Source organism: Vibrio sp. 10N.222.55.C6 (assembly GCF_041473395.1).
GTDB classification, from domain to species: Bacteria; Pseudomonadota; Gammaproteobacteria; order Enterobacterales; family Vibrionaceae; genus Vibrio; species Vibrio crassostreae_C.
In genome coordinates, this window is the sequence record NZ_JBFRSD010000037.1 from 150,395 (window position 1) to 165,049 (window position 14,655).

The following is a 14,655-nucleotide window of genomic DNA, read 5'->3' on the forward strand; positions in this document are numbered from 1 at the left end:
GAGATGGAGTTAACAGTGAGCGTAAAAATTCATTATCAAAACACGCATTTCATTACCAGTGCACCTGATATTCGTCATTTACCAGAAGACGAAGGGATCGAAATTGCGTTTGCAGGACGCTCCAATGCTGGTAAATCTAGCGCGCTAAATCGCGTTACAAACCAAAAAAGCTTGGCGAAAACCAGTAAAACACCCGGTCGAACTCAGCTAATCAACCTATTTAAGGTAACGGACGGTTGTCATATCGTCGATTTACCTGGATATGGCTTTGCTCAAGTACCACTTGAGATGAAGAAAAAATGGCAGAAGTCGCTAGGTGAATACCTACAACGACGTGAAAGCCTGAAAGGTTTAGTGGTATTGATGGATATCCGTCACCCAATGAAAGACCTTGACCAACAAATGATCTACTGGGCTATCGATAGCCGCATCCCAGTACAGGTTTTGTTAACAAAAGCAGACAAACTGAAAAGTGGTGCGCGTAAAGCTCAGCTACTAAAAATCCGTAACGATGCGAAATCTTTCGGTGGTGATGTTGCGGTTGATGTCTTCTCTTCAATGAAGGGCATCGGCGTTGACCAACTGCGTGCCAAGATGGATGAGTGGTTTGCGCCTGCGCTTGCTGATCAAATCATTGATGAGTTAGCAGACGAAGAGCACAACGACTCAGAGTAGTTCCTCTACTTATCGCTATAGGTTAGAGCACTTACAACACGTGATTTAGCCTTATCAATGCCCCTCCTTATATAGGTGGGGTATTTTTTTTGCCCAAAAATGAGTGAGTTAAGCATAAGTTTTTAGTGTTAAAAATCGGATTTAGCCACTAAAACCAATAGAAGTGAACCATACTAAAAGACACATCTAAATAATCAGAACAATGAGAAAGGAATACTCATGTGGAAAACACCATTGGCCATCATTGCACTTATGTTGGTCTCACTGACAGGGTTTGCCTCTGAAGCAGCACAAGAACAAGCCCCACTGATCAATGTCGATATGACCTTAGACCTAGATGGCATGGAAAAGTACGCCCAAGATGCGAGTGAGTCTCTTGAGGTGATATCGCAATCTTTGCAGGCGATAGTCAACAACCCCAACCTAAGCGACGACCAACAACAAGCCCTCAATCAAACCGTTGAAAGCATCAATAAGCTTGCGAGCTCCACCAAGACATCCCTCAATCAACTGCCACAGGCCATAGACCAATCTCGACTCGCCTTTAAACAAACCAGCCAAGTGCTGTTGGATGACATTCAGACCAAGATCATCATTGCGCTGGCGGCCGTTATCGCCGTCATTATTATCGCTTTGACCGCTATCTATCTGCTTATCCTGAAACCAATGCAGCAAACCTTGGTAAAAGCGACCAACAATATCTCTTCGATGGCGCAATCCATCCAGATCACCGCCGAAGCTCTGAAATATAGCACCGAGAAACAACAGAAAATCATGGATTACATTGAGCATTCACCGACTCAATACACTGATAAATAAGGCGTGAGCCATCAATCCTTTATCGATAACTTGTAAAATAAAAGTTATTTCAAGTGATAAAACAATCGACTTAGAGACGGATTTAAATTACCAAAATCTGATCGAATTCCAGATCTAAGGCAAATCAGGGGTTTATCACTGTGCTTGAGAAAGTGTAATAAAAGGCACTAAAAATGAGAGGTTTTACGGGGTAATTGCAGGGTGGAAATATTTTTCTTTCGCACAAGAAAAAACGCCCCAGTCAAATACTGACTGGGGCGGCTGAATCAGCCTAATCCAATAACGTGAAACAAAAGGTCTGAAAGATAGAACATCTTACCTCTGTACCCTACGAGATTTAATGTACAACAATTGCTCAGAAATGAAAACAACTTTTGTAGTTTTTTTTCATGAATGTTTTATTAAAACACCTAAATTCTTGTTACGACTTAACTTTATTTGAGACAAAAAAAAGCCAGTGTTTGTGCACTGGCTCATACTAATTTGCTTATTAAGGTCAAAAACTGATTAGTGGGCTTGATCCCAGTTGTCACCGTGGCCAGCTTCCGCGACAAGCGGCACTTCTAGCTCTGCAGCGGATTCCATCAATTCTTGTACTTTACTTTCAATTTCGGCTAAAGATGACTCTTCCACTTCAAACACCAATTCATCGTGTACCTGCATAAGCAGTTTCACACGACCATCGCCTTCCGCTTGAATCCACTCATCCACCAACAACATCGCTTTCTTAATGATGTCAGCCGCTGTGCCTTGCATTGGCGCGTTGATCGCCGCGCGTTCAGCAGCCTTACGACGCATGCCATTACGAGATTGAATCTCAGGAAGGTGCAGTCGACGACCGTAAATGGTTTCAACGAAGCCTTGCTCTGAAGCAGCACTGCGCGTGTCTTCCATATACTGCATTACGCCAGGGTAACGCTCGAAGTAAGTATCCATGTAGTGCTGTGCTTCGCCACGAGGAATACCTAGCTGCTTAGCCAAACCAAAGGCACTCATACCGTAGATAAGACCGAAGTTAACGGCCTTAGCACGACGACGTTGTTCCGTCGTTACATCCTCAATATTAACGCCGATGATCTCAGCCGCAGTTGCTGCGTGGATATCTTTACCTTGTTGGAATGCTTCCAGAAGCGCTTTGTCACCCGATAAGTGCGCCATGATACGCAATTCAATTTGAGAGTAATCGACCGCTAGAATCTTCCAACCATGCTGTGCAACGAATGCTTGGCGGATACGACGACCTTCATCATTACGAATTGGGATGTTCTGTAGGTTTGGATCAGTAGAAGACAAACGACCCGTCGCCGTTACCGCTTGGTGGTAAGACGTATGAACACGACCAGTTTCAGCGTTGATCATCTTCGGCAGCTTATCGGTGTAAGTTGATTTCAGCTTCGCAAGACCACGATACTCAATGATCAGCTTAGGTAGCGGGTAATCCAGCGCAAGTTCTTGCAGCACTTCTTCATTGGTTGAAGGTGCGCCTGATGGCGTTTTCTTGATAACAGGCAAGCCCATTTTTTCAAAAAGGATCGCTTGCAGCTGTTTTGGTGAGTTCATGTTGAACTCTTGCTCTGCAATCTCGTAAGCTTTCTGCTCTAGCTCATCAAGACGAACCGCAATCTCTTGCGATTGAGCGCCTAGCAACATGTCGTCGATGAATACACCTGTGCGTTCAATACGAGACATCACTGGAATCAGTGGTACTTCGATCTCTTCATAAATCGCTTTTAGCTTTTCGTCTTGCTCGATGTTTTCCATTAAACGGTTATGAAGACGTAGCGTGACGTCCGCATCTTCTGCAGCGTATGGAGACGCCTCACCCAGCTCAATCTGGTTGAAAGTAAGCTGCTTCTTACCTTTACCTGCGATTTGCTCAAATGAGATGCAGCTGTGCTGTAAGAATCGTAGCGCTAAGCTGTCCATGTCATGTTTACCGCCAACGCTATTAAAAACGTAAGACGCTAGCATGGTGTCATGCTTGATGCCTTTCATCTCGATACCGTAGCGCGCTAAAACACTCATATCGTACTTGAGGTTTTGACCCACTTTAGCCTGTGCATCATCTTCAAGAATCGGTTTCAGCTGTTCTAGTACCCAATCACGATCCAGTTGCTGTGGTGCGTCTAGGTAGTCATGAGCGACAGGCACGTAAGCGGCTACGCCTTCCTCGGTTGCGAATGATAGACCCACAAGGTTAGCGACCATGTAATCTAGGCTGTCAGTCTCGGTATCAAAGGCAAACACGTCTGCGGCTTTGAGTTTCTCTAACCAAGCATTGAATGACGCTTCATCTAAAATCGTTTCGTAGTTGCTGCGATCAATCGTCACGGCAGACGTATTCATTTCTACGGTAGAAGTGGTTGATGCCGTGCTGCTGCGCACTGCACCCGACTTCTCATCCGCCTCAACCACACCGCTGCCGCCTTCAAGTAGCTCGTTCAACCAAGATTTGAAGACCAGTTGACCGTATAGCTTAATCAGCTCATCCGTATTTGGTTGTGCTTTTACAAGCGACTCAGGTGTCTCTTCTAACTCGACGTCCAGTTTGATCGTTGCAAGCTCGTAAGACATCTCAGCGTTGTCTTTATTATCAATCAGCTTCTTAGCCATGGTTTTTGAACCACGGAAGCCAAGAGCGGCAATATCATCCAGGTTTTGATACAGCTTTTCGATGCTACCAATGCCTTGTAGTAGAGCAGTTGCTGTTTTGTCACCAACACCTGGAACGCCAGGAATGTTATCCACTTTATCGCCCATCAGTGCAAGGTAGTCGATAATCAGCTCAGGTGGGATGCCAAACTTCTCTATCACGCCTTCGCGATCCATAACCACGTTGGTCATGGTGTTGATCAAAGTAACGTTGTCATCAACCAGCTGCGCCATATCTTTATCGCCAGTACTGATCAAAACCGGCATGCCCGCTTTAGATGCTTGAGAAGCTAGCGTACCAATCACATCATCCGCTTCAACGCCTGGGATCGAGATAAGTGGTAGACCCATTGCGCGAATCACATTGTGCAAAGGTTCGATCTGACAACGTAGATCATCCGGCATAGGTGGACGATTAGCCTTGTACTCTGGGTACATGTCATCACGGAACGTCTTTCCTTTTGCATCAAAAATAACCGCAATACGATCAGAAGCAAATTGACGCATCATGCTGCGCAGCATGTTAACTACACCGTAAACCGCGTTAGTCGGGATATCACCATTGCTCATGGTGCCAGGGTAAGCATGAAACGCGCGATATAGGTAAGAAGAGCCATCGATCAGAATCAATGGATTATCAGGAATACGAGCCATAATGTTTGTGTATCCAGTAAGTACAGAAATTATCTGTTAAGAATGCCACGTCTGTTGGTTGGATTCCACGTTGTCGATCTGTATCCGTTCACTCGGTTGTGTTCGTTATAATCGATTTGTTGTTATTTTTTGTTCTTAGACGCAAGCGTTCTGTGGATAACTCTGTTTATATTATTTATCCACCCTGTTGAGAACTACGGTAAACAACTCAAAAAACACCAATAAACAACTGAAAATAAAGAATAATTTTACAGATCGAACAGATGATCAACGATCTTTTCTCGATCTTGCGTTGTGGAAAAGAATGCTGATGGCGTTTTATTCATAAAAATACGTGCCACTAAATATGCATCTTGTTGAAATGGTAGGTATAAAAAAAGCGACACCCGAAGATGTCGCCTAGCAAAAACCGGTAAAGCCATTCAAATTGAATACCACAGCTTTACCTAAAAGCTATAAATTACACTGGAAGCAATGTGAGCAATGTCGTGTCAAAAAGAACTTAGTACAAGTTCGCGAGAATTCTGTTGGGTAACCAAGTAGATACTTGAGTACTTAACATCCTTGTGAACATTTCCTTATTCCCTAAGACGAAGTTAATAATAATGATTCTCATTTAATAGTCAACACTTAAATGATAATAAATCTCATTTGATTTATAAACCGTTAACAGCAGTGCTTAAATTTGCTTCAAAAAATGGATTCTATGGTCATTAATGTCTTCTTTTTCTTCAAATCTTTCGATTAGGTAACCGTTTCTCAATAACAGGCGCAACATTGCAGGGAACTGGTTACGAGACTTAACCTTTAACTGTCTGTAGCCCTGCTCTTTCACCCACTGTTCCTGAACGTCTAATTGCGCCTGTGCAACGCCTTTGTTCCTCGCGAGCGGTGACACGCCACCAAACCAGCTGTAAAAAGTATCTTGATCCAATTCATAGCCGATCTTAAAGCCAAGCAACACGCCAGCTTCTTCAGCCACTAAGATAAGGCTCTTTTTCCCTGCCAGCCGCTCTGACAGAGAAGCGACACTCTCTTTTTTAGCGAACTCAGAGATCTGCTCGACCACAGACACCACTTCTTCTAAAGAACCTTCACGTACGACAACTGACATCTTATTCATCCTTATAAACGAAAGGGCTGGCACAATGGCCAACCCTTTACTGATCACTTAAGTGAGATCTACACGGTTACTTTTCTTTTAAATGCTCAGCAGCTTGTGCGTTATCTTCAGCAAGCCACTCTGCGACATCTTTAGCGAAGTAAGTAAGAATGCCATCAGCGCCAGCACGCTTAAAGCACAACAGTGATTCCATGACGGTTTCGCGCTCTTTCAGCCAGCCGTTTTGAATCGCCGCTTTGTGCATCGCGTATTCACCAGATACTTGGTAAGCAAACGTAGGCGCTTGCAGTTCGTGCTTAACACGACGAACAATATCAAGGTAAGGCATGCCTGGTTTCACCATCACCATGTCCGCACCTTCATTAAGATCCATCGCGACTTCATGAATCGCTTCATCGCTGTTGGCTGGATCCATCTGGTAGTTCTTCTTGTTACCACCTTTCAGGTTCGAAGCACTGCCAACTGCATCACGGAATGGGCCGTAGTAGCACGATGCATATTTTGCAGAGTACGCCATAATCTGAGTATGAATATGGCCCGCTTCTTCTAACGCTTCACGGATCTTACCAATGCGACCATCCATCATATCCGATGGGGCAACTACGTCAGCACCCGCTTCAGCGTGTGATAATGCTTGCTTGATCAAGACTTCAGTCGTCTCGTCATTCATCACGTAACCATCTTCATCGATGATGCCGTCTTGGCCGTGAGTGGTGAACGGGTCTAGTGCTACGTCAGTAATAACGCCAATGTTTGGCACATGCTCTTTTAGTAAACGTACAGCGCGCTGCACCAAACCTTCTGAGTTATGAGCTTCAGCTGCGCATAAACTTTTAGCATCTTGGTTCACGACTGGAAATAGAGCAATCGCAGGAACACCCAGCTTTGACAGGTAATCTGCTTCCTCAAGCATGTAGTCGATCGACAAGCGTTCAACACCTGGCATTGACTCGACAGGCTCGCGGCGGTCTTTACCCATCAGGATAAACATTGGGTAGATTAGATCATCCACAGACAATTGATTTTCTGCCATTAGGCGACGGCTAAAGTCGTGCTTACGCATACGGCGCATACGGCGACCTGGGAATTGACCTTGAATTGAAACAGACACTAGATTCTCCTTGCCTAGTCTAAGCACCGAAATACTTAGATATGAAAAGTGCTAAATACAGGCAAAAGCATATCACTGATGGCTCAGGACGCTAGCAGTAAAATATGAAACCCACTCAAAAATAGGGATAAATGGCAAAAAATGACCTTCTCCTCACACTGCCGTATACTCATGACAACTCAGTAAAGACCGCTTTCAGGACAAAACAATGATCGACACCCATGCTCATATTTACGCTAGCGAATTCGATGAAGACCGCGAACAAGTTGTGCAGCGCGCACTGGCTCAAGGGATTGATACCATTCTATTGCCGAACATCGATTTAGAATCTATCGAACCAATGTTAGCAACGGAAGCGCAGTTTCCTGATGTGTGCCGTTCAATGATGGGCTTACACCCTTGTTATGTGGATGCGAATATCGAGCAAACCCTCAAAACCATTCGAGCTTGGTTTGATAAGCATGACTTTATCGCCGTGGGTGAGATTGGTATCGACTTGTACTGGGATAAAACCTTCAAGGCTGAACAAGAGATGGCGTTTGTGACTCAACTGCAGTGGGCAAAAGAGCTTGATCTACCTGTGGTGATCCACACTCGTGATTCCATTGAAGAGACACTTGCCCTACTTCGTAAAGAACAAGATGGCAGCTTACGCGGGGTATTCCACTGCTTTGGTAGCAGCTTAGAGGAAGCTCAAGCGATCAACGAGCTAGGCTTTCATTTAGGTTTAGGCGGCGTTTCGACCTTTAAGAACTCTGGGATGGACAAGGTGATCCCACATCTCGATATGGATTACGTCATTCTAGAGACAGATTGCCCATACTTGGCACCAACACCGAATCGCGGTAAACGCAATGAACCAGCCTACACAGAATTAGTAGCAAAACGCATCGCCGAATTACGCGGAATTACCCTTGAAGAAGTCGAAAACATAACCACCAAAAATGCTAAGGCATTGTTTAATTTATGACAAATCTATTAATAAGTAATTATTACGGATTTTTCCTGAATTTATTTGAGAAAGCTAAGTGACATGTATAGTATCAACCACCTGCATATGGAGGTAGTTGATTATGTGTGACCATTCACAACACTTACAACGTCAACATCGAACCCTATGGCATAAAATTTTGGGCATCAAAGAGCTCTATATATGTCAGAACTGTGGCTATCAGTTAAAAATTCGATAAACAGACATAATAAAAAAGCGGCCCTAGGCCGCTTTTTTATTATGTGATTTTTACTGAAGCATTCCGAATCAAGATTCAGCTTCTTCCTCTTCATCCGCATCTGGCTTACGCGTATAAAAGCGTGCGAAAAACAGACCAATCTCAAACAGAATACACATTGGAATCGCCAACAGTGTTTGCGAGATCATATCTGGTGGTGTCAGCATCATACCGATGATGAAAGCACCCACCACAATGTAAGGACGCTTTTCAGACAGAGATTGAGGCGTTGTTGCCCCCGTCCAACACAACAAGATAATCGCAACAGGCACTTCAAAGGCAATACCAAAAGCAAAGAACAGCGCGAGTACAAAATCAAGATAGCTTGAGATGTCGGTTGCGAACTCTACTCCCCCTAATGATATGGCCGTAAAAAAGCCAAATACCAACGGGAATACAATAAAGTAAGCGAACGCCACACCACAGTAAAACAGCAATGAACTTGAAGCCAATAGCGGCATGATCAAGCGTTTTTCATGCTTGTATAAACCCGGAGCAACAAAAGCCCACACCTGATACAAAATAAACGGAACCGCGAGGAATATAGACGCGATCAAGGTTAATTTCAGCGGTGTGAAAAATGGCGATGCAACATCGGTTGCGATCATCGTCGCCCCTTCCGGTAGACGATCTACCAAAGGTGCTGATACGAATTCATAAATATCATTAGCAAAATAAATTAGCCCGACAAATATCACTAGCACCGCGACAATCGCACGTAGTAGGCGATTACGTAGTTCTAGAAGGTGGCTAATTAAAGGCTGTGTCTGCTCAGTCGAAGACATGTCAAACCTCTTAAACAGGAAGATCGAAAAGGAGCCGCGCGTGTATCTATCCAGTTGAATTGGTATCCACTTGAATAGTTATTTACTTGAATAGATATCTATTTAAACATCTAGCGAATCAAGTATCCGGCGACTCCTCCTTGCGAGACTATTCGGCTTTCTTATCTGACGGTGCTGAAGCTTCGCTGTTGACCTGAATGGTTTCAGATTCCACAGTTTCCATGACACTAGGTTTAGTCTCACTTGGCTTATCAGACTCAGGCTTAGCATACGGACGTTGAACCTCAGCAGCGGCCTGCTTGAGTTCATCGACTGACGCTTTAAGGTCTGGAGATAAATCTTCCATACCCATTTTTTCCGCCTTGCGTAGGTTTTCTTGCAGCTCTTGCACCTTAAGCTCATGAGAAAGTTCATCTTTCACACTGTTTGCCATGCTTTTCGCTTGTCCAACAAACTTGGAAATACTGCGAATCGCCACGGGCAAACGCTCAGGCCCTAAAACCACTAACCCAACGACAGATATTAATACCAGTTCCCAAAAACCGATATCAAACACGATTTACGCCTGCTCTTTGTCTTTCTTTGTTTCAGCAGTTGTTTCAGCGTGAGCTTCTGTCTTCTGCTGTTCAATATTCTTTGGTTCGAAGTCTGCATCTTTCTTATCTGCAGGCTTGTCTTCATCGCTCATCGCTTTTTTGAAGCCTTTAACCGCTGAACCTAAGTCACCACCCATACCGCGCAGTTTCTTTGTTCCGAATAGCAAAATTACAATTACAGCAATGATTAGAAGTTGCCAAATACTGATACCACCCATTGTCATTGTCCTCGGGTCTGTCTACACATAAAAATATTAAGAGAGTCTACTGTCTAACGACGGTAAGCTCGCCAACTAAGCAACCAAAATGTGACACCTGCGATGCCACAGCCCATAGATAGCTGCTCATAAGGGCTTGAAACTAATATTGCGGAGCATACGACTAAAGTGGCTCCAACGCCAAACAAAAACTTTCCAGTTGCTTGCTGACGCTTACTATCTCGGTAACCTTGATAAAGCTGATCCATTCTGTGGTTCATCGCTTTACCTTGGCGCAAGCTGTCATAAAGTAGCTCTGGCAGCTCTGGCAGTTTTTCTGCCCAGAATGGCGCACGCTCTTTTACTGCGTTGATCACAGCTTGCGGCCCCACCTGATTCATCATCCAGGTTTCAAGGAAAGGCTTCGCCGTTGCCCACAAATCAAGTTGCGGATACAGCTGACGGCCTAGGCCTTCGACATACAACAAGGTCTTTTGCAGAAGCACCAACTGAGGTTGAACCTCCATGTTGAAACGTCTTGCTGTATTAAATAAGTTTAGCAACACATGGCCAAATGAGATCTCGCCAAGTGGTTTTGCAAAGATTGGCTCACACACCATACGGATCGCGAACTCAAAATCATTGACGTTAGTGTCGTGTGGCACCCATCCCGAATCAACGTGTAGCTCAGCAACTTTACGGTAATCTCGATTGAAGAAAGCCAACAAGTTCTCTGCTAAATAGCGCTTATCTTCGCTATTGAGCGTACCAACAATGCCACAATCCAAACCAATCCACTGAGGGTTATCTGGATTCTCTGGGTTAACAAATACGTTGCCCGGGTGCATGTCTGCATGGAAAAAGCTATCTCGGAATACTTGGGTGAAGAATACCGTCACACCGCGTTCCGCGAGCAATTTCATGTTGGTGCCGTTGGCTTCTAGCGTCTCAATATCGGAGACTTGAATACCATAGATTCGCTCTGACACCATCAGGGTTTCGCTGCTTAGATCAGGGATAACCTCTGGAACATACAGCTCTTCACTGCCTTCAAAATTACGTCGCAGTTGAATGGCATTGGCCGCCTCACGGCGCAGGTCGAGTTCATCAAGTAACGTTTTCTCGTACTCGTGAACCACTTCAACCGGTTTCAAACGACGTGCTTCAGGAAGCGACTTAGCGACTATACGCGCCATTCGGTGCATCAGTTTTAGATCTGCGTCAATCACCGGGCGAATATCAGGTCGAATGACCTTCAGAACAATCTCGCGACCGCTCTCTTTAAGCTTTGCGGTATGCACCTGAGCAATAGAAGCAGAAGCCAGTGGCTCGATATCAAAGTCGGTAAACCAGTTGTCTAAACTGCCACCCAACGCCTTTTCCATATCTTGCTTCGCCAATTGACCATCAAACGGCGCAACTTGGTCTTGCAACAACGCCAACTGATCGGCGATATGAGGAGGGAACAGATCACGACGTGTCGACATCATCTGTCCAAACTTGATCCACACTGGACCAAGTTCTTGCAGCGCAAGGCGCAAGCGATGACCCAACTCTTTATCTTGATGCTTGTTCTTGAGCCAAAACAGTGACTTTCGCGCCAACAAAGGGGCTTTAGTCAGTTGGTGTTCCGGCATCAACTCATCAAGGCCGTATTCCAACTGTACCTTGATAATATGATAAAGACGTTTCAGTTCTGCAGGGGTCATGCTTTCTCCAACAGAGCGTTCAACTTAGCTTCAAGACGAGCAGCAGAGCTTTTTACGTCATCAACTTGGTCGCAAAAATGCGCGACTTCTAACGGTGCAGGTGCGATCTTCCACTCTTCAGTCAGAACTTGAGCAACATGATTTTGATGCTTAGTTGCCTGTTTTGCTACAAAGCCACCGACGTTTTTAACGCCTTGCACCAAGGTATGCGCAACCACATCACCCGTTACGCGCGATAACCACTCTTCCAAATCAGGCTTGCAGTCTGTCATCAGTTGAGCGAATTTCTGAGCCAGTTGAATATCACCTTCTAAGATCAGCTTATCTTGCTTGATCAGCTTGGTGATGTTCGATTGCTCACGCAGTTCAGGTAACACCGATAGGTTCAAAGATAGGTAGCAGTCAGGCTGCCCTTCATATTCTGACAACACATCAATCTGTTGGCTGAAAACGAAAGTGAGTGTTTTATTCAACTCTTTCAAATTGACTTGAATGATCTGCCCCTTTAAACGAGACAAACGACGAACCAGTGCTGGATCATCGTTCACGAAAGTATTTAAAGAGGTTTCAATAACCGCGGTTACCAATGGATCAAATGGCATGACTGTCCTTACCTTTGAAAACGGATAAGCCTTAACCTATCCGTTCTATCTTTATTCTTATTGTTTAGCACGCTCAGCGAGCCTGCTACCAAGCTCGACTAGAACTTGTAACCGCGGTGCAGCGCAACAATGCCGCCCGTTAGGTTGAAGTATTTTGTATTTTCAAAGCCCGCTTCTTGCATCATGCCTTCCAAAGTCTCTTGATTTGGGTGCATACGAATAGATTCTGCAAGGTAACGGTAGCTGTCTGCATCGTTAGCAATCAACTCACCCATTTTTGGCAACAGGTGGAAAGAGTATGCGTCGTAAACCTTTGATAGTGGCTCAAGCACTGGCTTAGAAAACTCAAGAACCAACAGACGGCCACCCGGCTTAAGTACGCGGTACATAGAACGCAGCGCTTGGTCTTTATCGGTTACGTTACGCAGACAGAAGCTGATCGTAATGCAATCGAAGTAGTTATCTGGGAATGGCAACTCTTCAGCGTTCGCTTGTACGTAGTGTACGTTGCCAACAATGCCGCTATCACGCAGCTTATCACGGCCAACATTCAGCATTGAGTTGTTGATATCAGCAAGAACCACGTGGCCTTTTTCACCAACGATACGCGAGAATTTCGCAGTAAGGTCGCCAGTACCACCACCAAGATCTAGGATACGCTGACCAGGGCGAACGCCACTGCAATCAATCGTGAATCGCTTCCACAAGCGGTGAACACCACCCGACATTAAGTCATTCATGATGTCGTATTTAGCGGCTACAGAGTGAAATACCTCTGCTACTTTCGCGACTTTTTCGTCTTTCGCGACTGTTTCGAAACCAAAGTGTGTGGTTTCTGACTCTACTGCTGAATTTGTCTGCACGCTTGTGTCCATAATGCTGTTATCTACCATGGTAAGTTCTCATCGACAGCACGCTCCGTGTTTAGAGGCGCTGCGGCCGATTAGTTTACTTTATCCTCAGCGGGTTGTCTTTCTACTAAGGAGGCATTTTCTGAAAAAGCCTCATTTTGCGCCATTTCGGCCAAACCAATCGAGATCGGTTTCTTCACTTCAACACCCAATTGCTTGAAGCTTTCGGCCTGACGAATCACGTTGCCTCGCCCTGTGACTAGCTTATTCATCGCCCCTTGATAACTTTGGTTTGCTCTATCAAGTGAGCTGCCAAGGCCTTCCATATCATCAACAAACAGGCGCAGCTTGTCGTAAAGCTTGCTCGCACGTTCTGCGATAACCTGTGCGTTCTGGTTCTGTCTGTCGTTACGCCACAGGTTATCAATTGTACGCAGTGCCACCAGCAAAGTGGTTGGGCTGACCAAGATGATGTTTTGCTCCATCGCATCTTTCACCAAGCTAGGATCCGCCTGAATCGCCACTTGGAATGCTGGTTCAACCGGGATAAACATCAACACGTAATCCAGACTCTGTATGCCTTTGAGCTGATGATAATCTTTCTGGCTCAAGCCTTTGATGTGCGCTCGCAGTGACACCAAGTGATCGCGCAATGCAGCATCGCGTTGCTGATCGGTTTCGGCATTGAAATAGCGTTCAAATGCCACCAGCGCCATTTTTGAATCGACCACCACTTGCTTGTCTTGTGGCAGATGCACAATCACATCCGGTTGATAACGCTTGCCCGCATCGTTTTGCAGGTTCACTTGCGTTTGGTATTCGTGGCCTTCGCGCAGTCCTGATTCAGCAAGCACGCGAGCCAGCACCACCTCGCCCCAGTTACCTTGTTGTTTGTTGTCACCCTTTAGCGCTTGAGTCAGGTTCACCGCTTCACGCGTCATACTCTCATTAAGACGCTGCAGGTTTTTAAGCTCATGCACCAAAGTATGACGCTCTTTGGCTTCTTGGCTGAAGCTGTCGTTCACTTGTTTCTTAAAGCCTTCCAACTGCTCTCTTAGTGGAGACAACAAACCTTCTAGGCTCTGCTTATTCTGCTGATCGACCTTGGCGGTTTTGGTTTCAAACAGTTGGTTCGCTAACAATTCAAACTGCTGCTTAAGTCGTGATTCAGCTTGCTCTAGCAACTGCAGCTTTTCGCTATTGGCGAGGTTTTCTTGGTCATGCCTTGCTTCTTGCTCGCGCAGCTCGGCTTCTAATTCAGACTTATGATCTTTAAGCACATTGATCTCATCAGCGTACTGCTGGCGCTCTTGCTTTACCGCCTCAAAGTAGCGCAGTTTTTCCATTGCAGCCATCACCTTACCGTGCGCCTGCTTGAGCTCGAATGCCGCTTTGTCTCGGTCATCATCTAACTCATCGAGCTCTTGTTGCGCCTCTGCGAGTGATGCTTTGAGCTGAGCTTGCTGAGATTCATGCAACAAACGATCGGACTCTAGCTGCTGCTCGAGCAATCGCTGCTGAAAAGAGAGCTTCTGTTTAATCCACCAACCCACGACACCGCCGCTGACGAGCGCGCCAGAAATTGCAGCAATAAGCGTTGCCTGATGTTCGATAATCCATTGCATGATAATGATTTAGCCTAATTTGAAATA

At 45.4% G+C, this 14,655-nt stretch carries 13 protein-coding genes; 3 read left to right on the forward strand and 10 right to left on the reverse strand.

From position 1 onward, the window contains the following. Positions 1 to 15 precede the first annotated feature (15 nt). Positions 16 to 675: a ribosome biogenesis GTP-binding protein YihA/YsxC gene (yihA, locus tag AB4486_RS20035; RefSeq protein WP_017060162.1), complete on the forward strand. Its 660-nt coding sequence runs from the start codon at positions 16 to 18 to the stop codon at positions 673 to 675. 219 nt (positions 676 to 894) lie between these two features. After that, entirely contained in the window at positions 895 to 1,494 is a 600-nt protein-coding gene (locus AB4486_RS20040; RefSeq protein ID WP_372118376.1) for a GTP-binding protein, read from the forward strand. 507 nt (positions 1,495 to 2,001) lie between these two features. Here the strand turns inward: AB4486_RS20040 and polA are convergent. The 3 genes from polA to hemB form a co-directional block, all read right to left on the reverse strand. Beyond that, complete coding sequence (polA, locus tag AB4486_RS20045) at positions 2,002 to 4,800, reverse strand: DNA polymerase I (protein WP_372118379.1); 2,799 nt, start codon at positions 4,798 to 4,800, stop codon at positions 2,002 to 2,004. A gap of 679 nt (positions 4,801 to 5,479) precedes the next feature. Further along, on the reverse strand, positions 5,480 to 5,914 hold the full coding sequence (locus AB4486_RS20050) for a GNAT family N-acetyltransferase (RefSeq protein ID WP_372118381.1): 435 nt from the start codon (positions 5,912 to 5,914) through the stop codon (positions 5,480 to 5,482). A 76-nt stretch (positions 5,915 to 5,990) separates the two neighbouring features. Further along, a complete protein-coding gene (gene hemB, locus AB4486_RS20055) occupies positions 5,991 to 7,034 on the reverse strand; it encodes a porphobilinogen synthase (RefSeq protein WP_017060158.1) in 1,044 nt (347 codons plus the stop codon). 208 nt (positions 7,035 to 7,242) lie between these two features. Here hemB and AB4486_RS20060 point away from each other — a divergent pair, with 208 nt between their 5' ends. Next, positions 7,243 to 8,004, forward strand: coding sequence for a TatD family hydrolase (locus AB4486_RS20060; RefSeq protein ID WP_017063053.1), 762 nt, complete (start codon positions 7,243 to 7,245; stop codon positions 8,002 to 8,004). A gap of 288 nt (positions 8,005 to 8,292) precedes the next feature. Here AB4486_RS20060 and tatC read toward each other — a convergent pair whose 3' ends face one another. The 7 genes from tatC to rmuC form a co-directional block, all read right to left on the reverse strand. Further along, positions 8,293 to 9,048 carry a twin-arginine translocase subunit TatC gene (gene tatC / locus AB4486_RS20065; protein ID WP_017060156.1) on the reverse strand — a complete coding sequence of 252 codons (756 nt, stop codon included), beginning with the start codon at positions 9,046 to 9,048 and terminating at the stop codon, positions 8,293 to 8,295. A 148-nt stretch (positions 9,049 to 9,196) separates the two neighbouring features. Then, complete coding sequence (gene tatB, locus AB4486_RS20070; RefSeq protein ID WP_017060155.1) at positions 9,197 to 9,604, reverse strand: Sec-independent protein translocase protein TatB; 408 nt, start codon at positions 9,602 to 9,604, stop codon at positions 9,197 to 9,199. A gap of 3 nt (positions 9,605 to 9,607) precedes the next feature. After that, entirely contained in the window at positions 9,608 to 9,862 is a 255-nt protein-coding gene (tatA, locus tag AB4486_RS20075; RefSeq protein WP_017060154.1) for a Sec-independent protein translocase subunit TatA, read from the reverse strand. A gap of 53 nt (positions 9,863 to 9,915) precedes the next feature. Next, on the reverse strand, positions 9,916 to 11,550 hold the full coding sequence (ubiB, locus tag AB4486_RS20080; RefSeq protein ID WP_017065813.1) for a ubiquinone biosynthesis regulatory protein kinase UbiB: 1,635 nt from the start codon (positions 11,548 to 11,550) through the stop codon (positions 9,916 to 9,918). Further along, a complete protein-coding gene (locus AB4486_RS20085; RefSeq protein ID WP_017063051.1) occupies positions 11,547 to 12,152 on the reverse strand; it encodes an SCP2 domain-containing protein in 606 nt (201 codons plus the stop codon). The genes ubiB and AB4486_RS20085 overlap by 4 nt, the downstream gene beginning before the upstream one ends. A 98-nt stretch (positions 12,153 to 12,250) precedes the next feature. Next, positions 12,251 to 13,030 (reverse strand): bifunctional demethylmenaquinone methyltransferase/2-methoxy-6-polyprenyl-1,4-benzoquinol methylase UbiE, encoded by a 780-nt coding sequence (gene ubiE, locus AB4486_RS20090; RefSeq protein WP_026012235.1) that lies wholly within the window; start codon positions 13,028 to 13,030, stop codon positions 12,251 to 12,253. A 65-nt stretch (positions 13,031 to 13,095) separates the two neighbouring features. Continuing rightward, on the reverse strand, positions 13,096 to 14,628 hold the full coding sequence (gene rmuC, locus AB4486_RS20095) for a DNA recombination protein RmuC (RefSeq protein ID WP_017063049.1): 1,533 nt from the start codon (positions 14,626 to 14,628) through the stop codon (positions 13,096 to 13,098). Positions 14,629 to 14,655 lie beyond the last annotated feature (27 nt).

Excerpts from the sequence above, each read along its gene's own strand:
- AB4486_RS20050 (WP_372118381.1), bottom strand. The coding sequence starts at position 5,914 with ATGTCAGTTGTCGTACGTGAAGGTTCTTTAGAAGAAGTGGTGTCTGTG.
- AB4486_RS20085 (WP_017063051.1), bottom strand. The coding sequence starts at position 12,152 with ATGCCATTTGATCCATTGGTAACCGCGGTTATTGAAACCTCTTTAAAT.
- rmuC (WP_017063049.1), bottom strand. The coding sequence starts at position 14,628 with ATGCAATGGATTATCGAACATCAGGCAACGCTTATTGCTGCAATTTCT.
- AB4486_RS20040 (WP_372118376.1), top strand. The coding sequence starts at position 895 with ATGTGGAAAACACCATTGGCCATCATTGCACTTATGTTGGTCTCACTG.
- ubiB (WP_017065813.1), bottom strand. The coding sequence starts at position 11,550 with ATGACCCCTGCAGAACTGAAACGTCTTTATCATATTATCAAGGTACAG.
- polA (WP_372118379.1), bottom strand. The coding sequence starts at position 4,800 with ATGGCTCGTATTCCTGATAATCCATTGATTCTGATCGATGGCTCTTCT.
- tatC (WP_017060156.1), bottom strand. The coding sequence starts at position 9,048 with ATGTCTTCGACTGAGCAGACACAGCCTTTAATTAGCCACCTTCTAGAA.
- tatA (WP_017060154.1), bottom strand. The coding sequence starts at position 9,862 with ATGGGTGGTATCAGTATTTGGCAACTTCTAATCATTGCTGTAATTGTA.
- AB4486_RS20060 (WP_017063053.1), top strand. The coding sequence starts at position 7,243 with ATGATCGACACCCATGCTCATATTTACGCTAGCGAATTCGATGAAGAC.